Source organism: Sutterella seckii (assembly GCF_009183815.1).
GTDB lineage: Bacteria > Pseudomonadota > Gammaproteobacteria > Burkholderiales > Burkholderiaceae_F > Sutterella > Sutterella seckii.
In genome coordinates this window covers 68,105-89,590 of record NZ_WEHX01000003.1, presented here as the reverse complement: position 1 = coordinate 89,590, position 21,486 = coordinate 68,105, and the positions used below count along the sequence as shown (strand labels likewise).

The window sequence follows — 21,486 nt, the reverse complement described above, 5'->3', positions numbered from 1 at the left end:
AGGTCGAGCTGTCTGCCGAACTCTCTGTAGATGAGCTGACGCACTGCCTTGGCCGTCCACAAGGCAAAGTCGAACTTCAGCTGCGCGGGATTCTTATCGCCAATCCAGTTGGCGACCTTCTTTTCTTCTTCCCGGCTGAGCCGACGCTTTTCTGATGCCGCGGCCTCATTCAGGCCGCGCTTCTTGCCGGCAACGGCGCTGTCAAAGCCTTCAGTCTGGTATATCTTGATGATCTTGGTAACCCATTGACGGCTCAATCCGAGTCTGCGTGCAATTTCGGCGCGCTTTACTCCATCACGGAAGTAAACAATGCAGCGGCGGCGAAGCTCGAGCTGGGCTTCAGGAGTGGCCTTGCGGCCGTCGAGGGTTGTGGTGGTTTTATCTTCATAACTCATTTATCAATTATAACATAACCGTAGCCGCTTGTCAACTATTTTGTGCCTATGTTAATAAAAGACACCGCCGCTTTCGAAAGCACGGGAACCGGCGGAAGTTTTTCCATGGAGGCTTTCTCCCGACTGCCTGGCCTTCGTGAGGCCCTCAACGGCGCCCGAGCGCTCTCGGCCTGGCCTCAAGGGCGAACGCAGCTTCCGCTTCGGATTTTCTTTCCGGGCTCCCCAGGCCTGATGCCGAATGCCCTGAATGAGCCCTGAATCAGCGCTGCGCATTAAAAGACACCGCCGGTTGCGGAAGCCCGAAACCGGCGGCGTCTTTTATCCTGCAGAGCGCCTCCCGGCTACTTTGCCTTCGTGATCGCCTGAGCGGCGCCGCGGGAGCTGTCGACGATCTTCATGGCGGACGCGATGAGCGTGCTCATGTCGGACATGTTCCCCGGCACGATGAGCGTGTTGTTCGTGCGGGCAAGTTCGCTGAAGGCCGCAACGTACTTTTCAGCCACCTGAAGGTTGACTGCCGTGAGGCCGCCCTCTTTCTGGGTCGCTGCGGCAATGCGTTCGAGCGCCTCGGCCGTAGCGTTGGCAAGCGCAATCGTGGCGGCAGCCTGGCCTTCGGCCTTGTTGATCTCGGCCTGCTTTTCGCCCTCGGACTGCGCAATGGCCGCTTCTCTTGCGCCCGTTGCCAGATTGATCTGTTCGAGCTTGCGGCCTTCGGAAGCCGCGACCACGGCGCGCTTTTCGCGCTCAGCCGTGATCTGCTGCTGCATGGCCTGAAGGATTACCGCGGGCGGCGTCAGATCCTTGATTTCATAACGGAGCACCTTAACGCCCCAGTTGAGGGCCGCCTCATCGATGGAGGAGACAACGGACTTGTTGATGAGGTCGCGCTCCTCAAAAGTCTTGTCGAGCTCCATCTTGCCGATCACGCTGCGAAGCGTCGTCTGCGCAAGCTGCGTGATGGCGATGATGTAGTTGGAGGTGCCGTAGCTCGCGCGCTGGGGATCCGTCACCTGAAAGAAGAGCACGCCGTCGACCGTGAGCTGAGTGTTGTCGCGCGTAATGCAGACCTGACTCGGCGTATCGAGCGGGATTTCCTTGAGGGAGTGGCGGTATGCGACCCGATCGACGAACGGGATGATGAAGTTGAGGCCGGGCGAGAGCACGGCGTGGAACTTGCCTAGACGCTCGACCACCCAGGCGGTCTGCTGAGGCACAACCTTGATGCCCTGACTGGCAAAGAGAATGGCAAGAATGACGAGGACCAGCGTAAAGATGAAGAAGCCGCTCACAGGAAAGTCGATCAGCATGGTGGCAAACGTGGAAGTAAGGAAGCTGGGAATAGAAAGGGTTCTGACAAAGCATCAGCCGGCGCCGGTCAGCTGCCGCGCCGTTCTCCGAGAACGAGCTGCGTGCCGTCGACGCTCTCGATCGTCCAGACGCCGGGCGTCAGATTGGAAGCCGACCCGGGACGGGCAATCCACGTGGCGCCCCGATAGGTAACGACGGCGAGCCCGTCGGAGCCGACGGAGTCGACCCGCACGAGCCGACCCTCATCGAGGTTCTGCAGCCGCATGGAATCATCCTTTCTGCCGGAGAATTTCTTTTTGTAGATGAGAACAGCCACGCAGCCGAGCGCTACGGCTGCGGCGCAGGCGAGAATCTGTCCGGAAAAGCCGAATCCTGCCCAAGCGGCTATTGCGCCTGCGGCAAGTCCAAAGCTCACGGCGAGCAGATACGCCGTCGTGAGAAAGAGCTCCAGAGCGAGCACCAGCGCTGCCGCGATGAACCAGGCAATCGTTGGAGAAATCGTAATCAATGAGGACTCCTTGATTCCGCTTCGGGAGGAAGAAAAAGATCTCCCGGGAACCTTCAATTTGATTCAGTCTATCACGCGCCGGAGCGCTCCTCCCCCTAAGCCGCGGCCGAAGCACCGGGTTAAGTTGCAAGCAAATTTAAGAGGCCCGCGCGCACGCGGAGCGCAAAAAAACCTCCCCGGACAAAGCGCCCGAAGAGGTTTTTTCAGAGTGCCGGAGCCCCGGAGCTTCTACTTTAAGGAGAAGCTCCGGAAAGCTTCATCAGCAGCGGCCGGAAGCGAGACGGCGCCAGGTGTCGACGACCGTATCGGGGTTGAGCGAAATCGACTCAATGCCCTCATCCATCAGCCACTTGGCGAGGTCGGCGTGGTCGGAAGGACCCTGACCGCAGATGCCGACGTACTTGCCCTTGGCGCGGCAGGCGCGGATCGCCATCGAGAGGAGCGCCTTCACGGCGTCGTTGCGTTCATCGAACGTGGCGGCAACGAGACCGGAGTCGCGGTCGAGGCCGAGCGCGAGCTGCGTCATGTCGTTCGAACCGATCGAGAAGCCGTCGAAGTATTCGAGGAACTGGTCGGCAAGAAGCGCATTGCTCGGGATTTCGCACATCATGTTGAGGCGAAGGCCGTTCACGCCGCGCTTGAGGCCGTGGCTTTCCATGATTTCCGTCACGCGGCGGGCTTCATCAACCGTACGCACGAAAGGAATCATGAGTTCGACGTTCGTGAGGCCCATTTCATCGCGCACGAACTTCATCGCGCGGCATTCCATCGCGAAGCATTCGGCAAACTGGTTGGCGATGTAGCGCGAGGCGCCGCGGAAGCCGAGCATCGGATTTTCTTCCACGGGTTCGTAGTTGACGCCGCCGATGAGCTTGCGGTATTCGTTGCTCTTGAAGTCGGAGAGACGAACGATGACCTTCTTCGGATAGAAGGCGGCGGCAATGGTCGCCACGCCTTCGGCGATCTTGCGTTCGTAGAAGGCCTTGGCGGAGGGATAGCCCGCGGAGAGGCGTTCAACGGCGTCGCGGAGTTCGCCCGGAACGTTCGGGTACTCGAGCACGACCTTCGGATGGATGCCGATGTTGTTGTTGATGATGAACTCAAGACGGGCAAGACCCACGCCCTTGTTCGGGATCGACTGGAAGTCGAAGGCGAGCTGCGGGTTGCCGACATTCATCATGATCTTGACGGGGATCTCGGGGAGCGCGCCGCGGGTGACTTCCTCGGTATTGATCTGGAGAAGTCCCTCGTAGATGTTGCCGGTGTCGCCTTCAGCGCAGGAGACCGTGACCTTGTCGCCTTCCATGATGCGTTCGGTCGCGTCGCCGCAGCCGACAACAGCCGGAATGCCGAGTTCGCGCGCAATGATGGCGGCGTGGCAGGTGCGGCCGCCGCGGTTCGTGACGATGGCGCTCGCGCGCTTCATCACCGGCTCCCAGTTGGGGTCGGTCATGTCGGTGACGAGCACGTCGCCCGGCTGCACGCGGTCCATTTCAGCAGCGCTCTGAACGACGCGGACTTCGCCCTGGCCGATCTTCTGGCCGATGGCGCGGCCCTGCGCAAGGAGGCGGCCCTTGGAGCCGAGCGAGTACTTGACCTGGACCTCAACGCTCTTCTGCTGCGACTTCACCGTTTCAGGACGGGCCTGAAGGATGTAGATCTTGCCGTCGGTGCCGTCCTTGCCCCATTCGATGTCCATCGGGCGGCCGTAGTGCTTCTCGATGATGCGGGCGAACTTAGCGAGCTCGATCACGTCGTCGTCGGTGATCGCGAACTTGCGGCGGTCTTCCGGAGAAACATCGACCGTACGGACCGTGCGGCCCGTCGAGGCGTCGGTTTCGAATTCCATGCGGATCAGCTTCGAGCCGAGCGACTTGCGGATGATCGGGAACTTGCCTTCGTCGAGGGTGGGCTTGAAGACGTAGAACTCGTCGGGGTTCACCGCGCCCTGCACGACCGTCTCGCCGAGGCCGTAGGAAGCGGTGATGAAGACCACCTTGTCGAAGCCCGATTCCGTATCGAGCGTGAACATCACGCCGGCAGCGCCCTTGTCGGAGCGGCACATGCGCTGAACGCCCGCGGAAAGCGCGACCTCAGCGTGCGTGAAGCCCTTGTGGACGCGGTACGAAATGGCACGGTCGTTGTAGAGGGAAGCAAAGACTTCCTTCATGTGGCTGAGAACGGCGTCGATGCCGTTCACGTTGAGCACGGTTTCCTGCTGACCGGCGAAGGATGCATCCGGAAGGTCCTCGGCGGTAGCCGAAGAACGCACGGCGACGGAAATGTCGCGGCCGTCGCGAAGCCATTCGTAGAACTCGCGGATTTCCTTTTCGAGCTCAGCCGGGAAAGGCGCCTTTTCGATCCAGCCGCGGATTTCCGCACCGGCAGCGGCAAGCGCCTTCACATCATCAACATTGAGCGTCTTGAGGCGTTCATGAATGCGGTCCTCAAGTCCGCCTTCGCGCAGGAAGAGACGGAAGGCCTCAGCCGTCGTGGCGAAGCCGTCGGGAACACGGATGCCGGCGCTCGTAAGCTGGCTGAGCAGCTCGCCGAGCGAGGCGTTCTTGCCGCCGACGCGATCAACGTCCGTCATGCGAAGCTGGCTGAAGGGGAAAACGTAGCGACCCTGTACCATTTTTATCCTCTGGATGGTCCCGCCCATGGGCTTCAGGGCGGGGTCGAGTTTGGAAAAACAGGCGCATTCTAACCGCTTTAAGTGCTTTTCCATACCCGGAATTCCCTATAGACGTACAGAGAGGCGCGTAAAGGCAGATTTTCTGACGCCTCTGCAACAAAAACAGCCCCCGGCGGAAGCGTCTAAAATTCTCTTTTTTCCAATTCACCAACGCTGCGCCGCCTCAATCCTTCGGGCGGCCGCGCCTTTTCCTAAAGTGCCAGGAGCTTTCCACATGACAGATCAGGAACTCGATCCGCAGAAAGCCGAGAAGACCCGTCAGGTATTCATCGTGAGCGACGGAACGGCCATTACCGCCGAAACGCTTGCGCATTCGATCCTCACGCAGTTCCCTGATCTGCACTATCACCAGACGCGCATTCCCTTCGTCGACACGATGGAGAAAGCCATTGATACGGCGCGCCGCATCAATGCCGTTGAGAAAGAGGACGGTCTGAGGCCCATCATCTTCACGACCTTCGTTGAGCCCGAAATCATGAGAAGCTTCAACGAAATAGTTTCCGGCCACATCATCGACCTCTTCCGCAAGTTCGTGGGTCCCCTTGAAACCGAGCTCGGCATGAAGAGCGCCCACAGCATCGGCCTGACCCACCGCATCCGCGACGACGAAAAGTATCAGCGCCGAATTGCCGCCATCGACTACACCCTGCAGCACGACGACGGCCAGACGAACCGCGGACTCGACGATGCCGACGTGATTTTGGTCGGCGTGTCGCGTTCCGGCAAAACTCCGACCTCGCTATTCCTCGCGATGCAGTTCGGCATCAAGGTCGCCAACTATCCGCTTATTCCGGAAGACTTCGACCGCGGGTCGCTCCCCGAAGCGCTGCTTCCGCTCAGAAACAAGCTCTTCGGCCTCTCCATCGCTCCTGAAAGGCTCTCGGAAATCCGCAACGAACGCCGCCCGGGAAGCCGCTACGCGAGCATCGAAAACTGCCGCATGGAAATCCGCGATGCCGAGGAGCTGATGCACCGCGAAGGCATCCGCTGGCTCAACTCCACGACGAAGTCGATTGAGGAAATTTCCGCGACGATCATGTCCGAGCTCGGACTCGACCGACAGCGGAAGGCCTGATCCGCTTTCACCGCATTCCAAAAGAACAAAGCCCGCCTGGATTCAGACGGGCTTTGTTCTTTTGAGAGCATCCGGACTGCCGGCGCCGAAGCGGTCAGGGAATCAGGGTGAAGACCGCAAGACCAAGGAAGATCACCGCAGAAATGCGGTTGAGCGCCTCCTGAAACCGGGGGCTTCTCAGCCGGTCGGCAAGCGTTCCCGCACCCCAGGCGATGCCGCAGAAAACGATGAGGGTTGCTGCAATGAAGGTGGCGCCCTGAATCACCATCTGAATGACGAGCGGCATGCCCGTTACGCCTGCCGGCACGAACTGCGGGAAGAAGGCGAGGAAGAAGATGAGCACCTTCGGGTTCGTGATGTTCATGATGACGCCGCGGCGCCAGAGGGCGAAGGGCGAGAGGGAAACCGCACCCCGTCCTTCAGCGCCGTCCTTTGCGTGCGTCCAGGCCATGAAGGCAAGGTAGAGAAGATACGCGGCGCCGAGGCACTTGATGGCCCAGAAAAGAGCCGGAGCGGCCGCCACCACCGCGGCGAGGCCGAGCGCCGCGGCAATCGTCTGCAGAATCAGCCCCGTGCAGAGTCCGAGCACGACGATGACGCCCGCGCGCACGCCGTGAACGGCCGACTGCGTGAGCACGAAGAGGTTGTCCGGTCCCGGAGCAATCGCGAGCAGGAAGCTCGCGCCCGTAAAGGCAAGCCAGATCGAAAAAGGCATCTTCTGCGGCTCCCGGAGAAAACGTCAGATGAAGAAGGGCGCCATGGCGACCGGACTCACGCCGTTGGGGCGAACCTTAAAGCCCGTCATCACGAACCTCAGCCACCGTCCGAGCACCCAGTTGATGACGAGATTTGCGTGCGCATCAGCGTTGAAGTCTGCCGGGAGCTCGCGCGCCATCACGGCGTCGCGGTAGGTCTGCCTCAGGCCCATTTCAAGCTTGTCGACGAGGTGCGTCATGCGCTCGATGAGCTTCGGGTCCTCCTTCATGAGCACCTGTCCGGTCATGACGCGCGCGAGTCCGCGGTTCGCGTCCGCGAAGTCGAGGAGCACCGTCACCATCACCTGGATGCGGCCGGTAGCCTTGAGCGACTGGTCTTCGCGAATGCGCCCGAAGAGTTCGAGAAGGCTCGTCTCGCAGAATTCAATGAGCGCATCAAACATGGCGCCCTTCGAGGGAAAGCTGCGGTAGAGCGCGGCTTCGGAAAGGTCGAGCTTCTTTGCAATCTGAGCCGTGGTGATGCGGTCGCAGTGCGGGTCCTCAAGAAGCTGCGCGAGCGTCTGCAGAATGTCGGCGCGGCGGTTCTTCTTCGCGCGTCCGGATCTCGGCACGCGCACCGTCGGACGGTCGGCATTGCCGGGGGGCGGATTGGAAGCAGCATCAAAGATCGTGGTCATTGTTTGTAAGCGGTAACTATCAGAGGAACTGAACTCTAATCCAAGAATCCGTTTGCGGCAAACTTTCAGATGCCGGAAAGCAAAGAGAAAAACTTTTTAGAATCCCGTTTTCCCGTTTTGGGAATCCATTTCCAGCCGCTCAGTGCCGTCTTCGATGCCAGAACAACAGAACAGCCGCATTTTTCTCCTCATTTTCCTTGCTGCCCTCGCAGCTTTCGGTCCTTTCGTCACCGATTTCTATCTCCCGACATTCCCGGAGCAGACGCGCGACTTCGGCGCCTAGCCCTCTGCCGTGCAGCTCGGCCTCTCGACAACCATGTGGGGGCTTGCCGTCGGGCAGCTTCTCGTGGGACCGCTTTCCGACCAGTCCGGGAGAAAGAAGCCGCTAGCCGGGTGCCTTCTCATTTTTGCCGTCTCCACGGCCTTCGCTGCTGCGGCGCCCTCGATTGAGCTCTTTCTCGTCATGCGCTTTCTCGAAGGGCTCGGCGCTTCGGGCGCCATCGTCATGTCGCGATCCATTGCCGCGGACCGCTACACGGGACGCGAGCTCGGAAGCTTCATGGGCGTCATGGGCTCGATCCAGGGCATTGCGCCCGTGACGGCGCCGCTCCTCGGCGCACTCATTGCGGACTTCGCAGGCTGGCGCGGCATTTTCTGGCTCATGTTCGCGGCGGGCATCGTGCTTCTTGCGCTTACGGTCTTTGCGCTCAGGGAAACGCTCCCGCGCGCGCAAAGCCGCAAAACGAAAGCCCGTACGCCGGAAACCGTCCGCAAAAGCGCATCGATTCTCTTTTCCGATCCGATCTTCATCGCGATCGTCCTGCAGCAGTTTCTTGCCTCCTGCGTCCTCTTCGGCCACATTTCCTCCTCGCCCTTCATTTTCCGGGGACATTTCGGCCTCTCCTCCGAACTTTACGGCCTCACCTTCGGCGGCATGGCGCTTGCCATTACGCTGGGCGCCGCAGTCTCGGGCCGTCTCGCAAGTCCTCTGAAGGCGATTCATCTGGGCGCGGCCGGGATGCTTGCCTCAAGTCTCCTTCTCGCGCTCGTCTTTGCGTTCGACGTTTCCCTCTTCCTGACACTCATCTGCTACGTTCTTGTCCTCACCTCGCTCGGCCTCACGCTTCCGGCGGCCATGACCGCCGCGCTCACGCTTCATCGCGCCCGCGCCGGCTTTGCCGCTGCGATTCTCGGCTCCGTCACCTTCATCGGCGGGGGCGTCATTGCGCCCTTTACCGCCATGGGCGACGCGAGGCTATGCGTCTCCATCATCTTTCTTGCATCGAGCTTCCTTCTCGTTCTCGTCTCTTTCTGGCTCAGCCGCCGCATGAAGCTTGAGGATGCTCAAGGGACCGCCATCCCGCTTAAGGATTAGCTTCGCGCTCCCTTTTCCGAGGCCCGGCGGAGCATAAAATTTAAAGATTCTTCCTTGTTTATTAAGTGCCCGCTCATGCTTGAAGCATTTCTCAAATCCATCAACTGCGTCATCATCATGGGACTCCTCGCAGGAGCGGGGTACTGGACGGCCTCAAAGGGCTGGTACGACCAGACGGCGACGCAGCTGATTGCCCGGCTCGTCACGTTTCTGTCGCTGCCCTGCTACCTTTTTGCAAGCGTCTCCGAGCGGCTCACGCACGACGAGCTGATCGCGCTCGCGGGCCCCATGGTGATTCCCTTCATCTCGATGTGGCTCGTCTTCTTCACGAGCCGCATCATCATCCGGCTCGGGCATGTAACGACCACGCACTCCGGGATCTTTTCCTCGGCCTATACCGCCTCGAACAACATGTTCATCGGGCTCCCGGTCTCGATCGCGCTCTTCGGCGAGGAAGCCGTCATTCCGACGCTTCTCTACTTCTTCGCCAACACGACGTTCTTCTGGACCATGGGGAACTATCTCGAAGCCATGGACGGCGTGAAGAGCGAACACCGGGAAGCGCCGAAGGTGCTCTCGCTCACGACCGTGAAGCGCGTCTTTTCGCCGCCCCTCTGCGGATTCCTGCTCGCCATCATTCTGCTCCTCCTCGACCTCAAGTTCCCCGAGCCCGTGATGGCAGCGGCGAAGTACATGGGCGGAATCACGACGCCTCTCGCGCTCATCTTCATCGGCCTCATGATCCATACGATCGGGATCCGCAACATCAAATTCTCGAAGGATCTGATGCTCGTCCTCTTCGGGCGCTTCCTCGTGAGCCCTCTGGTATGCCTCGGCCTCACGATGGTTCTGCCCGTGCCGGAGCTTTTCGCCAAGGTGTACGTGATCCAGGCGGCGCTCCCCTGCATCACGCAGATCGCCGTGCTTGCGCGCTACCACCACGCGGACGTGGAATTCGCGACGACGTCGGTTGCCTCAACGACGCTTCTCGCCTCGATTGCGCTTCCCATCTGGATGATCATCCTTACGGCGATTCATTAATGCCGCGCTCTTCGTCGAGCCGCTTCTGAAGCTTCCGCCAGGCGTCGAAGCGCTTCGAAACCCGGGCGAAGCGCTCGTCGAGCGCCTGCTTGTGCGCCCGGAGCTCGGCAACATCCTCCGGGTCGGCTTCGATCTCCTCGAGAAACTCCGCTTCGCGCGCCGCATCGTCGCGCGCCCGGACAAGACTTTCCAGCGTCTTCTCGAATTCGCGTTCGGTGAGCGACTCGAGCGGGGCATCGAGCACCCTCAGCGCGGGCCCGGCGTCCTTCCCGCCGCTCTTTTCAGGCACGAGGTTCTCAGCGGGAGAGAGAAAGGGCAGCTCCGTCTCCGGACCGCTCCCGGGCGCAGGCCGGCGGAAGCGCTCGAGTGCTTCTGCTATTTCATCGTGCACGCCCTCCGGCAGGACGCCAGAGTTCTGCGCCGGCGCCTCCGGCTCCCGACGCTCTTTCCCATCAAAAGGCTTCAGGTCGAGCGAAAAGGAGAAGTTGGCGCTCCCGAGACAGAGCGGGCCGTTCGCGGCGGAAAGCCGGAGCTCAGCTCCGGTAGCGCGGTCGCGCAGAATGACATGACCTTCAGGGAGAATGACGTCGTAGGTGGGCATAACGAAAGCAGTAAGACGGGGTTAATTGGGAAAGACTAACATTCTCCGAAACAACCCGAAATTTCCCGCCAGCTCTTTTCAAGTCAGGTGAATTCAGAATGTTTACCTTCATTACGATTGTTCTCGCCCTGATCTGGGCGATTGCGTCCTTCATTCTTCTCTTCAAGGTCTGGGACAACATCGGACCCGCCGTTCTCTCCATGTCGGGCGGCAGCCATGCCGTTCAGCTCCTTGCCATGGCGATCGTCTTTCTCGCCATCTGGGGCATCCCGGGCTGGATCTACATGAAGATTTTCGGGTGATTCTTCACATTGCCCGAAGAAGGCCGTCCGGCGGGAATAGAAATTCCCCGGGCGGCTTTTCTTTTTCATGCCGTCTTCAGGCCTTTGCCGGCGTCTCTGAACCAAAGAGCCTGCCGGCGAGCGCCGCTCTCATCGCCTCCGCGTCCGCATTGAATGCGTAATCACCGGGCTCCAGGTACTGCACTTTTCTCGGAAGCGCTCCGGCAAGGATGCCGACAGCAGGCTCGAGCGTCCACTCGCCCCAGTCGCCGATCACGATGAGATCGCGCCTCGCGCGCGTGACGGCCACATTGAGAAGGTTGGCGGGCATCGAGGCCCAGCGTCGCTGCCGCCTTCCCTTCGATCCCGGAATCGAGCCGAGAACCAGAATGACGACGTCCGCTTCCTGACCCTGGAAGGTATGCACCGTGCCCGCACGGGCATTGAAATCCCTGAGGCCGAGCTCGCGGATGATCCGGCCCGCGCCTTCGGCAACCGCTCTGAAGGGCGACAGAACAAAGACGCTCAGTCCGCGATTGAGGCGGTCGGCATGGAATTCCACGAGGAGCTTTCTGAGCCACGCCATCTCCTCGCGGATCATCTTGGGGTCGCCTCCGGCGCCCTGCGTCCTTCTGCCCTTTTTCGACACCCTGACGGGCGGCACGTAGGACTTTCCGACGATGTCGTACCAGCAGCTCTGCGCGGGCCGTCCGTCATCCACGCGGGGCGTCATCTGCACCATCTGCCCGGCATAGGAAAGGGCATTGGCGATCTCGAACATGGGCGAGAGGCAGCGCCGGTGCGTGCGAAGCGGAAGCCCCGTCCACACATCCTCATGGGAGACGCTGTCGCGGATGCTCGTTCCCGCCTCCATTGAGGCATCCGCGAGAGACTGGAGCGAACTCTTCATGGGCGACCAGACTTCATCTACGAGCGGGTGGCGGCCGCGCAGAAATTCGGCGAGGGGCTCCGGCATGGTGACGACCGGCATCAGCTGCCTCAGGTCGCCTAAGACCACTGCCCGGCGGGCGCGGTTGAGAATGCCGACGGCGGCCTGGGGCGACGCCTGACTCGCCTCGTCGATGAAGACCCAGGGGAGTTCCGAAGGCCCGACCTGCGCGAAAAGCCGGCCGGCACTCGCGAGCGTCGTGGAAATGACCGGAATGAGAAAGGAGAGGAACTCGAAGACCTGGCGCGCCGAGCCCGACTCAAAATGAGGCATGCCGGCGAGCAGATAGCCGGCCGCTGCCCGAAGCCCCTTCTTTGCGGCATCGGCCTGCGCCACGAGCGTCGCCGCATGGAGATCCATCGCCGCTTCAAAGAGTTCCGAGCGCAGGCGCTCGAATTCCTCGTCCACCCAGAGGGTGAGCTTATGCTGCGAGGGATCTTCGGCCAGAGGCGTCGAAAAGACCTGCGGCACCACGCGGTGCGTGCGGCATCTTTCAGCCATCCGCTCCCGGCGGACCCGGACCTTTTCATCAAGCTCGCGAAAGCGCTTCCGGGCGCTCAGCCAGTCTTCCTCCGGGAGGCGCCGCATGAGGTCGAGCTGATCGAGCACGTCGTCGATCTGCTGCTGAATTGTGGAGCCGAAGGGATTGGTCATGCCGATCCCCATGACGGCCTGAACGAACCGGCCGCAGTTGCGGCGGCTCCCGAGGGTCGCCGAGGAGAGTCCCCAGACTTCCTCAGGCGACTTCACGCGCTTGAGGAGCGTCTCGCGGAGCATCTGCCTGCGCTTTGCCGCAGGAAGCTTCTGCCACTCCTCCCGCGAAAGGTCCGGGAGGCCGGCATTTCCGTCCTCGAAAGAGAGGTTCGGGTCGTCGTCTTCTGATGCGCCTCCATGGCCCTTCGGCGCCGAACGCCCCTTTTTTCCGGTGCGCGCGAGAGGCTTCATTTCGACGGCGAGCGCCATCATCCCGAGCGCGCAGTCGCGCCAGTAGGAAAAGGCGGGCCTCGTGCCGCCCGTCGAGGGGTCGGGCCTGGGATCCCTCAGGCCGTAGCTCCGGGGGAGCGAGTCCGTAATGTTGCGGATCGCAGCATTGTTGTTGGAGGCCACCACCATGAGCGAATCCTCCGCAATGCCGGGCTGCACGGGCGTGAGCGAATCGGTGCGGTTGGCGGAAAGCTCCCAGACGACGGGATGCTCCCAGTCGAAAACATCCCTTGACGAATTCTTCTCTGCAATCCGTCTCGCGCGCCGCGTCACGATCTCGGCAATGATGTCTCTCAGGAGCCAGCTTTTGCCCGTGCCCGGAGGGCCGTTCACGGAAACGAGAGGCCCGAAGCCCTCGCCCGCCCGGAGGATGCCCGAGACGGCCGCCTGCTGGGCGAGGTAGAGATGGTGCGAGGGGTCTGCGGGCCATCGCCCTGAAGGGAGCCCCTCGGGCTTCAGAAGGTCCGCGAGCGCCGCGGGGGACTTGAGGAGATCCGTGCGGCTGACGTCCTTCCCGCTTCCGAGCGCAAGGAGTCTCGCGAGCGGGCCGCTCACGGGCTGAAGGAGATCGAGGTCTTCCGGAGAAAGCTGATCGGCGGCATTCACCGGTACTTCCTCCTGGAGCACTTCCTTGGGAGCGTCTCCGGCTTCGGGCGCCGCCCTCGAATCGAGTCCGCGGAGTCTTTCCATATCGGGAGCAAGAATGGAACGGCCGCCTGCATGCATGAGCGCAACGCGCGCCGCCCGGATGTCCGCAAGGTAGAAGCTCCTTAACGGCCCGGGTTCCGGAGCCTTTCTCCGCAGAGGCCGCGAAAGCGTCGTCTTGACGACGCAGGAAAGCCCCTCGGGGAGCCCCGCACCGCGCGCAAGCTGGTCGGAGAGTTCGCAGATGAAGCCTTCGGCCACAGGCTCCGCGTCTTCCATGGGGTCCGTGAGGCGAATCATCACGGGGTCGCCGTCAATCTGTTCGGCCTTGACCGCAAGGCCCGAGCCGGCGTCCGCAGACTGACCGCAGACGCGGGCAACCTCAGCCTCCATCCAGCGCGCCATGCGTTCGCACCTGAGAAGCGCCCCTTCCACGAGCCTCAGATCCTCCGCCTCCCTGAGACGCGCCTTTTCGGCGCGCAGATACCTCAGCGCGCCGCAGAAGCCCGCCGCCTCAAAGCTTTCGTCAATGTACTTTCCCCAGGGATTGAGCTGAAAGCGCGCGAGATAGGTTTGCCCTCTCAGATCGGAGCCTGCAATGGAGGATGAGCTCATTTCGCCCCAGATCGAATCCATGCTTCCCGCAAAGGCAGGGTGATCGAGGGCCCTTTCCGGGCTCTCCTTTCCCTCAATCCCGCTGAATTCCCTGAGAAGCTGCCGATAAACGAGGCGCTTTTCAATGACGCCGAGGTACACCGTAAAGAAGGGAAGATCCGCCTCGAGGAGGCTCCGCGGGGCCTTGGCCGGGTATTCGTAAGCCTCATGGAGCCGCATCGACTGCCAGCGCTCGACGGCCTCAGCCTCGTTTCCGGAAAAGCGTCCGGGGCGCCACTCGCTCCAGAACGTGCCTTCCGCATCCTTTTTGCGGAAATCCTCCGGCGTGAGAAGCTCTATTTCTTCCCAGAACCGCAGAATCTCCAGCTGAGCAGCCCGGCTTTCCACGAAGCGCTACTCCTTTTTCGCGCCGAGGCGCTTCTGCGCTTCGCGCACGCGCTCCTCGCGAAGAAGGCGCTCGGCCTGCGGAAGCTCTGCGTAATTGGGCACCGCCCGGTCGTCCCAGAGGGAGTGATCGGGGTGCCAGCGAAGCTTCACGCGATCGGGGAATTTTTCCGGATCATCCTGCATCCGCACGTCCATGCCGAGGCCGGCAGCAAAAAGGAGTTCGCCGTTGAGCCAGAGCCGGGGCAGGTCGACGCGGGCATATGCAGGAATCCCCGCCTGGCTGTAGAGGTCCTTCAGGGGCTTCGCGGGACGGAGCATCCAGAGGCGAAGCTTCGTCTGGCCGCTGCTCGAACGCGCTTCGAGCCGCGCCGTGCGGTCCATGAGCCTCGAGCGCGCGATGCCGGGCTCTCCGGGCTGGCAGGGAATGACTTCAATGACGCCGCCCCAGTCGGGGAGCGCAATGTCGCCCGCCTGGGTTCTCACGACAGCGCTCGAGTCGGCGGCGAGCCGCTTCGTGACGACATTGCGGATGACGAGATCCGGCCCCCAGCGTCGGATTTCCTTCCCCTGAAGGCGGATGGCAAAGGACGCATCGGAATGAGTCTCCCGAACCTGCCGCAGCATGTCCTCGAGCCTTGCCTTCGAAATGGGCCTCAGGCCTTCCGCTGAAAGCCATGCGCGCAGGCACCAGGCCTGACGGGCCGGAATGAGTTCAAGAAGGCGGAAGATCGAGAGGCCCTTCGGGCGCTCTTCCGACCGGCAGCGTTCTAGGTCGGAGCGGGCAACGCTCTTCAGGACCTCAAGGGCTTCAGCGACAAGCGACACCGAGCGCGCCGCCGTGCTTCTGAATCCGGGGCGGATTTTCTCGAGGAGCGGAATCACCTCGTGCCGCACGCGGTTCCTCGCGAACCGGGGATTGTCGTTATCCGGATCATCCACGTAACCGATCCGGCGATTGCGCACATAGCGCTCGATTTCCTTTCTCGGCAGCGCCGCCCAGGGCCTCAGCAGAAAAACGAGGCGTCCTTCCTGAACGGCGGGCGCATCCTCAGCCGACGGGGGCGTAAGCTCGCGCACCTCCGGGAAGGCCGCAAGACCGTCGAGACCCGCTCCGCGCATCCACTGAAGCAGAAATGTTTCAATCCGGTCGTCCTCGTGGTGCGCCGTAACGACGACGTCAAAGCCTTCCTTCAGGGCATGACGGGCGAGGGCCTTGTAGCGCGCCTCGCGCGCTGCGGCCTCGACGCCCTCGCCTTTTTCGGAAACGCGCACATGAATGCACTCAAACTCAACCGAGCGCTTTTCGCATTCCGATCGGCAGAGGTCCTCCCACTTGTCGGCATCGGCTTCAAGCCCGTGATGGACGTAGACCGCCCGCATGCCGGCAATCAGGGCCTGACGCTTTTCGTGAAGGAGCTTCGCGGCGACGTCGAGGAGCGCCATCGAGTCGCGTCCGCCCGAAATCGCGATGATGACGCGGACCGGGTTGAGGGGAACAAGCGCGAACTCGGGGCTCGAGCGCCCTAAAAGATGGTCGGCCGCTTCCTGAAGCGAATTTCTGAGAAGTTCTGAAAGCTTCTGGCGCAGGAGCGTTCCGCTCGAAACGCTCTTTTTTTCGGCAGACGTCTTCCGTCTTGCCTTCTTGTCGCGCGCCTGCGCTTCCGCCTTTTCAATGAGCGCAAGGTCGGGAAGCTTCGCAGGACCCGTGCGCGGCGCATTCGGATCCTTCTCTGCATCGATCGGCAGAACGGGGAACGCTTCCTCGAATTCAACCGCCTGGACTTTTCCTTCCGGCGTCAGCTGACTCGCCTGAGCCTCTGCGTGCGCCTTTTCGCGCACGAGCGCCTCGGCATTGATGCCGCTGCGGCGCCTGCGGGGCTTCACGGCAGCAGATTTCCGCGCGGGCTTCGTTTTTGTCGCAGAAGCACTCTTCTTCGGGGCGGCGGAAGCCTTTTTCTCAGTCATAACGCTAAAGATTGGGGAATGAGGAAAATATTTCAAGCAGTTAAACTCTAATTCTAGCGGCCCCGATAAAGCGCCGAACCGCTTCCCCGGCGATCTCCCGTGCGGGCAGGAGAAGCCGCCTTTTGTTAGAATCACGCCCCGTTCATGAAAGGGGCTCCTGAGCCCTCGCTTTTTCGGTTCTCCGGACCTTCCTTTCGTCCCCGTTTTCAATCTATCGAGCTCAAACAAATGCCCACGCCCACGTCGTCGCTTCAGGCTTTCGTTGCCACCGCCACCAAGGCCGCGCGCATGGCCGCGCGCGAAATCAACCGCGCCGCCGAAGACCGCGATCTGCTGGAAATCTCCGATAAAGCCGCAAACGACTTCGTCACCTCGGCGGACAAGGCGGCAGAAGCCGTCATCATCCGCGAGCTCATGTCGGCCTATCCGCACCATGCCGTGCTCTCTGAAGAAGCCGGCCGCACCGGCGACTCGAAGAGCGACTACCTCTGGATCATCGACCCGATCGACGGCACGACGAACTTCATTCACGGGCTTCCGCAGTACTGCGTTTCGATCGCGCTCACCTTCCGCGGCGAACCGATCGTCGCCGTCATCTACGACGTCGCGAAGAACGAGCTCTTCACCGCCGCCAAGGGCCAGGGCGCGAAGCTCGACGACCGCCGCATCCGCGTCTCCGAAACGGATGAAATGAGGCGCTCCCTCATCGGCACGGGCTTCCCCTTCCGCCGCGGCTGCGACTTCGACGGCTACCTCGCGGGCTTCCGCCGCGTTGCCGAACGCTCGGCCGGCATCCGCCGCCCCGGTTCGGCCGCGCTCGACCTCGCCTGGGTTGCCTGCGGCCGCTACGACGGCTTCTGGGAACTCAAGCTCAATCCGTGGGACATCTGCGCCGGCGGCCTGCTCGTTCTTGAAGCGGGCGGCCTCATCACCGACCTCGAGGGCGGCGAAAACTGGCTCGAGTCCGGCAACGTCTGCGCGGGCAACCCCAAGATCTTCGCGCAGCTCCTCCCGCTCGTGGGCACCATCAAGACCGAGCCCGAGGAAAATGCCGCCAAGCCCGAAGCGAAGGCTCCGCGCCGCACGCTCTCGACCAAAAAGAGCGAATAAATTTCTTTTCAGGCGCCGGGACTCGTCCCGGCAATGACCGTCCGCCTCCGACCGGCCCTCAGGCACTTTCTGCGCGAGCGGGTTCTGAGGCCGGACGGTTTTTTGTAAGCGAAACAATCCCCCATGGCAGAAGAAGCTTCCGTTCAGCCCGATTTCAGCAATCCTGAACTCTTCACCCCCTCAATGCGGCAGTTCGTTGAGGTGAAGAACCGCTACCCGAAAACGCTCGTGCTCTTTCGGATGGGAGACTTCTACGAAACTTTCTTCGACGATGCCGTCCGCGCCAACCGCCTGATCGGCATCACGCTCACGAAGCGCGGCAAGCTCACCGACGGAACGCCCATTCCGATGGCGGGAATCCCTTTTGTTTCGCTCGACACCTACATTGCGAAGCTCGTGAGGCTCGGCGAAAGCGTCGTCATCGTCGAACAGATGGGAACGCCGGGCAAAGGCATGATCGAGCGCAAGGTGTCGCGCATCGTGACGCCGGGAACCCTCACGGAAACGTCGCTCCTGCCTGAGAAATCCGATTCGACGCTTCTCGCGATCGACTGGCCCAGGAAGAAAGCAGAACCCTTCGGCTTCGTCTGGCTCACGCTCTCGAACGGCGACTTCCGTGCCGAAGAAGTCTCTGCCGACGCCTTTGCGAGCGCCATTTCGCGCATCCACCCCTCGGAAGTGCTCGTTGCCGAATCCCGCCGTCAGGCGCTTCGCGAGGCGCACCCCGAACTCGTCGTTTCCTCGCTTCCCAACTGGCACTTCGACGGCAGGCGCGGGGCGGAAATGCTCTGCAGCACCTTCGGGCTCGCGAACCTCGATGCCTGGGGCGTTTCGGGCAAAAACACCATCCTCGCCGCGGCCAACGCGCTTCTCGACTACACGGCGGAAACGCAGGTCGACCTCATGCCCTTCATTGAGCCCCTGAAGCTCGTGAAGGAAAGCGAATTCGTCGTCCTCGACCCGTCGACCAGGCGCAATCTTGAAATCGATCAGAGCCTCTCGCCTTTGGGCGACGGGCCGACACTCTTTTCGGTGCTCGACCACTGCGCCACCGCGATGGGAAGCCGGGAACTGCGCCGCTGGCTCAACCAGCCCGTGCGCGACAAAAAGCTCGCCGAGATTCGTCAGGAAGCCATTGAGAGCATCCTCTCAACGGAAAGGCTCCTCGAAAACCTCCGCACCGGCCTCAATACGCTCCCCGACGTCGAGCGCATTTCGAGCCGCATTGCGCTCGGAACCGTCCGTCCGCGCGAGCTCGCGTCGCTGAGGGACGCTCTGCCCCGCATCGACTCGCTCGAAAAATGGCTTTCCGCTCAGCCGCTCGAATTCTTTGCGGCCTTAGGCGAAAGCCTCAGGCTTCCCGCCATGATCGGGGAGCTCCTCAACAAAGCGCTCCTTCCCGAACCTGCGGTGCTCCTGCGCGACGGCGACGTGATCGCCTCGAGCTACAGCCCGGAGCTTGCGGAACTGAGGCACTTCAGAGACGACACGAGCCGCATTCTCCTCGAGATGGAGGAGCGCGAGCGGGCCGCGACGAAGCTTCAGACCCTTCGCGTGCAGTACAACAAGGTGTCGGGCTTCTACATCGAAGTCTCAAAGACCGCCGCGGACCGCGTGCCCGCCCGCTATCAGAGAAAGCAGACCCTTAAGAACAGCGAACGCTTCATCACGCCCGAACTCAAGGAGCTCGAGGACCGCATTCTCTCCGCGCGCGAACGCGCGCAGACGCTCGAAAAGGCGCTCTACGACGATCTCGTCGCGAAGCTCGGGGAACGGGCGGCGGAGCTCCTTGCCGCGGCCAAAGCCATTGCCGAGCTTGATGCCGTGACGGGACTTGCCGAACACGCCGACTCGCACCGCTGGGTGCGCCCCGTTCTCACCGACCATCCCGGAATCCGCATTGAAAAGGGAAGGCATCCGGTCGTCGAAACGACGCTCGAAAGCTTCGTTCCCAACAGCTGCCGCCTCGAGGACGGCCGCCGCATGCTCATCATTACCGGCCCCAACATGGGCGGCAAGTCGACCTACATGAGGAGCGTCGCACTCATTGTTCTCCTTGCCTGGGCAGGAAGCTTCGTGCCGGCGGAAGCAGCCGAAATCGGCCCTGTCGACCGCATCCACACCCGCATCGGCGCCTCGGACGACCTCGCCCGCGGCCGCTCCACCTTCATGGTGGAGATGACGGAGGCCGCAGCGATTCTTTCGCAGGCTACCGACAAAAGCCTCGTGCTCATGGACGAAATCGGCCGCGGCACCTCGACCTTCGACGGCTTGTCGCTTGCCGCCGCGATCGCTCAGGAGCTCGTGCAGAAAACGAGAAGCTTCACGCTTTTCGCCACGCACTACTTCGAGCTTACGACGCTCGCTCAGGAACTGCGCGAAGTGGCGAACGTCCATGTTTCCGCCTCGCAGACCCGCTCCGGCATCGTCTTCATGCATGAAATCTCCGAGGGCGCGGCATCGAAAAGCTACGGCATTGCCGTTGCCCAGCTCGCGGGCATCCCCGCCCATGTCGTGCGCCGCGCCAAGGGTTTTCTCGCGAAGCTCGAGGAGCGCGCCAATACGGTCGATTCGCCTCTGCCGAATCTCTTCGGCGAAAGCCTCCTCATGCCGCCCGAACCGGAACCCGAGGCCGCGGAAGCGCCCTCTGCAGCACCGGTCGATCCGGCAATCCTCGCCCTCATCGAACGGATCGGTAGCGCCGACATCGACAGTCTTTCGCCTCGCGATGCACTGAAGCTCCTCTATGAGCTTCAGAACGAAGCCCGCGCGCTCGAAATGCCCGCTGCGGCGACGCTCTGAAAACGGCGCTCCCGGGCTTTCTGACGACTGCGAGGAATTGACGCCAAAAAGCCCTGAGGCCGCGTAGAATGCATTAATTGACTCTGGTCGACAAATCTCCGCGCGCCTCCCGGCCGCTCCCCTCAATATTTCCCTGAAGAGGTTACTGCTTTGGAACAGAACTATTTGTCCGACGCCCCCGTTGACGAGGACACGCTTTTCCGCGCCATCCATAAGCACATTCTTCGCCAGGCGAAAGCGGGCGGACGCATTGATACCGAGGCGGAAATCGCCGAACGCTTCAACGTTACGCGCTACAAGGTAAGAAAAGCCCTTGCGGTGCTCTCCCAGATGGGCATTGTCGATCGGGCGCCGAAGCGCGGCATGACGGTGAACGCCATGGGGCCGAAGCATCTCTCCTCGCAGATTCAGGTGCAGATGGACATTGCGAACTTCGACATCCGCGAATTCATCGAAGCGCGCCTCCTGATTGAGGTCAACATCATTCCGCTCTGCGTGCGCCGCATGACGCCGGCCCTTCTCGGCCGTCTCGACGACGCCATCTGCCGCATTGAATTGAATGCCGGCAATACGCACGAAGCCGACCGCTGGGACCGTGAATTCCATCTCATCCTGCTTGAGTCCTGCGGCAACCGCGTGCTCCAGGTCTTCTCGGCCGCGCTCATCACGTACTTTGAAAAGACGACGCCGAGGCTTCCGCAGAATGACCCGGCCTTCTTCATGAACATCGCCCGTCAGGAGCGCGAGTTGCTGCGCGCCATTCAGCACGGCGACGAAGAGGAAGCCCGCGCGCTTCTCTCTAAGCACCTGCGCGAGCAGGTGGATCTCCTTTCGGCCTGATTCCTCAAGGGTTTCATGCCGGGAGAGATTCCCCCTGCGGCCTTCACGCTTGAGTGGCGGTTCGTGTCCGACGACTCCCGCGGCCGCTTCGGCGTCTCTGAATCCGCTTCCGGCATTCAGGAACCCGACTACAGCCGTCTTCCCGCAGGATTCCGGAAGGAAAACGAAGGCTATCAGCTCCTCTCCGACCGCATCCGGCGGGCTCAGGCGCGCGAATGCCAGCGCACGCTCCTCATGCATTCGGGGACCTTTACGCCGGAAGGCTGGAACCACTGGCAGTCGGGTACTTACGGAAAGCCCTCAATTCCCGATGCGGGGGATTTCTCCCTCACCCATGCCGCCGGATTTGCGCAGCGCTCCTGGCTCCTAAGCCGGAAGAAGGCGCTTGCCGCGTGCTCGCGGGACTTGATGCTGAATCCCTTGCGCCCGCATCAAACGAGAGCGAAAGGGATGAGGCGGCACGCGAGCTTCACAACCTCATGAGCGTCATGACGGCGGCTGGGGGCTGCGCGACGAA

Annotated in this window: 17 protein-coding genes; 8 read left to right on the top strand and 9 right to left on the bottom strand. The window is 61.8% G+C overall.

All coding sequences use genetic code 11. The features are described from left to right. The 4 genes from GBM95_RS01475 to ppsA form a co-directional block, all read right to left on the bottom strand. A partial coding sequence (locus GBM95_RS01475; protein ID WP_152157469.1) for a helix-turn-helix domain-containing protein occupies positions 1-395 on the bottom strand: 395 nt, incomplete at its 3' end. 341 nt (positions 396-736) lie between these two features. Then, the gene (locus GBM95_RS01470) at positions 737-1,702 is read right to left on the bottom strand and encodes an SPFH domain-containing protein (RefSeq protein WP_193222535.1); all 966 of its coding nucleotides are present in this window, start codon (positions 1,700-1,702) and stop codon (positions 737-739) included. A gap of 68 nt (positions 1,703-1,770) precedes the next feature. Further along, positions 1,771-2,211 (bottom strand): NfeD family protein, encoded by a 441-nt coding sequence (locus GBM95_RS01465; protein WP_152157468.1) that lies wholly within the window; start codon positions 2,209-2,211, stop codon positions 1,771-1,773. Between the two features lie 259 nt (positions 2,212-2,470). Further along, positions 2,471-4,846, bottom strand: coding sequence for a phosphoenolpyruvate synthase (gene ppsA / locus GBM95_RS01460; protein ID WP_152157467.1), 2,376 nt, complete (start codon positions 4,844-4,846; stop codon positions 2,471-2,473). 274 nt (positions 4,847-5,120) lie between these two features. Between ppsA and ppsR the strand changes: the two genes are divergently transcribed. Continuing rightward, positions 5,121-5,981: a posphoenolpyruvate synthetase regulatory kinase/phosphorylase PpsR gene (ppsR, locus tag GBM95_RS01455; RefSeq protein ID WP_152157466.1), complete on the top strand. Its 861-nt coding sequence runs from the start codon at positions 5,121-5,123 to the stop codon at positions 5,979-5,981. Positions 5,982-6,075: 94 nt separating this feature from the next. On the opposite strand, the gene GBM95_RS01450 is transcribed toward ppsR, so the two are convergent. Continuing rightward, positions 6,076-6,696, bottom strand: a complete 621-nt coding sequence (locus GBM95_RS01450; protein ID WP_152157465.1) for a LysE family translocator — start codon at positions 6,694-6,696, stop codon at positions 6,076-6,078. A 24-nt stretch (positions 6,697-6,720) separates the two neighbouring features. Further along, positions 6,721-7,374 carry a nucleoid occlusion factor SlmA gene (slmA, locus tag GBM95_RS01445; protein WP_152157464.1) on the bottom strand — a complete coding sequence of 218 codons (654 nt, stop codon included), beginning with the start codon at positions 7,372-7,374 and terminating at the stop codon, positions 6,721-6,723. A 292-nt stretch (positions 7,375-7,666) separates the two neighbouring features. Here slmA and GBM95_RS01440 point away from each other — a divergent pair, with 292 nt between their 5' ends. Both GBM95_RS01440 and GBM95_RS01435 read left to right on the top strand, forming a co-directional pair. Further along, positions 7,667-8,749: an MFS transporter gene (locus GBM95_RS01440; protein WP_226963107.1), complete on the top strand. Its 1,083-nt coding sequence runs from the start codon at positions 7,667-7,669 to the stop codon at positions 8,747-8,749. 75 nt (positions 8,750-8,824) lie between these two features. Continuing rightward, entirely contained in the window at positions 8,825-9,790 is a 966-nt protein-coding gene (locus tag GBM95_RS01435) for an AEC family transporter (protein WP_152157463.1), read from the top strand. Here the strand turns inward: GBM95_RS01435 and GBM95_RS01430 are convergent. Beyond that, positions 9,774-10,391, bottom strand: a complete 618-nt coding sequence (locus tag GBM95_RS01430) for a hypothetical protein (RefSeq protein WP_152157462.1) — start codon at positions 10,389-10,391, stop codon at positions 9,774-9,776. The genes GBM95_RS01435 and GBM95_RS01430 overlap by 17 nt on opposite strands. A 98-nt stretch (positions 10,392-10,489) precedes the next feature. Between GBM95_RS01430 and GBM95_RS01425 the strand changes: the two genes are divergently transcribed. Continuing rightward, positions 10,490-10,693, top strand: a complete 204-nt coding sequence (locus tag GBM95_RS01425) for a hypothetical protein (protein WP_152157461.1) — start codon at positions 10,490-10,492, stop codon at positions 10,691-10,693. A gap of 76 nt (positions 10,694-10,769) precedes the next feature. Here the strand turns inward: GBM95_RS01425 and GBM95_RS01420 are convergent, their stop codons facing one another. Together GBM95_RS01420 and tilS are read right to left on the bottom strand one after the other, a co-directional pair. Then, the gene (locus GBM95_RS01420; RefSeq protein WP_152157460.1) at positions 10,770-14,252 is read right to left on the bottom strand and encodes a DEAD/DEAH box helicase; all 3,483 of its coding nucleotides are present in this window, start codon (positions 14,250-14,252) and stop codon (positions 10,770-10,772) included. A 6-nt stretch (positions 14,253-14,258) separates the two neighbouring features. After that, positions 14,259-16,217: a tRNA lysidine(34) synthetase TilS gene (gene tilS / locus GBM95_RS01415; RefSeq protein WP_152157459.1), complete on the bottom strand. Its 1,959-nt coding sequence runs from the start codon at positions 16,215-16,217 to the stop codon at positions 14,259-14,261. 228 nt (positions 16,218-16,445) lie between these two features. Between tilS and GBM95_RS01410 the strand changes: the two genes are divergently transcribed. The 4 genes from GBM95_RS01410 (at position 16,446) to GBM95_RS01395 (ending at position 21,452) form a co-directional block, all read left to right on the top strand. After that, positions 16,446-17,327, top strand: a complete 882-nt coding sequence (locus tag GBM95_RS01410) for an inositol monophosphatase family protein (protein WP_152157458.1) — start codon at positions 16,446-16,448, stop codon at positions 17,325-17,327. Between the two features lie 123 nt (positions 17,328-17,450). Further along, complete coding sequence (gene mutS, locus GBM95_RS01405) at positions 17,451-20,129, top strand: DNA mismatch repair protein MutS (protein WP_152157457.1); 2,679 nt, start codon at positions 17,451-17,453, stop codon at positions 20,127-20,129. Between the two features lie 150 nt (positions 20,130-20,279). Continuing rightward, positions 20,280-20,969, top strand: coding sequence for a FadR/GntR family transcriptional regulator (locus GBM95_RS01400; RefSeq protein WP_152157456.1), 690 nt, complete (start codon positions 20,280-20,282; stop codon positions 20,967-20,969). 15 nt (positions 20,970-20,984) lie between these two features. Further along, the gene (locus GBM95_RS01395) at positions 20,985-21,452 is read left to right on the top strand and encodes a 4'-phosphopantetheinyl transferase family protein (protein WP_152157455.1); all 468 of its coding nucleotides are present in this window, start codon (positions 20,985-20,987) and stop codon (positions 21,450-21,452) included. Positions 21,453-21,486: the final 34 nt, after the last annotated feature.

Bases quoted from the DNA above. Each gene is read 5' to 3' on its own strand.
- tilS (WP_152157459.1), bottom strand. From the start codon at position 16,217: ATGACTGAGAAAAAGGCTTCCGCCGCCCCGAAGAAGAGTGCTTCTGCG.
- ppsA (WP_152157467.1), bottom strand. From the start codon at position 4,846: ATGGTACAGGGTCGCTACGTTTTCCCCTTCAGCCAGCTTCGCATGACG.
- GBM95_RS01430 (WP_152157462.1), bottom strand. From the start codon at position 10,391: ATGCCCACCTACGACGTCATTCTCCCTGAAGGTCATGTCATTCTGCGC.
- GBM95_RS01395 (WP_152157455.1), top strand. From the start codon at position 20,985: ATGCCGGGAGAGATTCCCCCTGCGGCCTTCACGCTTGAGTGGCGGTTC.
- GBM95_RS01450 (WP_152157465.1), bottom strand. From the start codon at position 6,696: ATGCCTTTTTCGATCTGGCTTGCCTTTACGGGCGCGAGCTTCCTGCTC.
- mutS (WP_152157457.1), top strand. From the start codon at position 17,451: ATGGCAGAAGAAGCTTCCGTTCAGCCCGATTTCAGCAATCCTGAACTC.
- GBM95_RS01425 (WP_152157461.1), top strand. From the start codon at position 10,490: ATGTTTACCTTCATTACGATTGTTCTCGCCCTGATCTGGGCGATTGCG.
- GBM95_RS01435 (WP_152157463.1), top strand. From the start codon at position 8,825: ATGCTTGAAGCATTTCTCAAATCCATCAACTGCGTCATCATCATGGGA.
- GBM95_RS01410 (WP_152157458.1), top strand. From the start codon at position 16,446: ATGCCCACGCCCACGTCGTCGCTTCAGGCTTTCGTTGCCACCGCCACC.
- ppsR (WP_152157466.1), top strand. From the start codon at position 5,121: ATGACAGATCAGGAACTCGATCCGCAGAAAGCCGAGAAGACCCGTCAG.
- slmA (WP_152157464.1), bottom strand. From the start codon at position 7,374: ATGACCACGATCTTTGATGCTGCTTCCAATCCGCCCCCCGGCAATGCC.
- GBM95_RS01470 (WP_193222535.1), bottom strand. From the start codon at position 1,702: ATGCTGATCGACTTTCCTGTGAGCGGCTTCTTCATCTTTACGCTGGTC.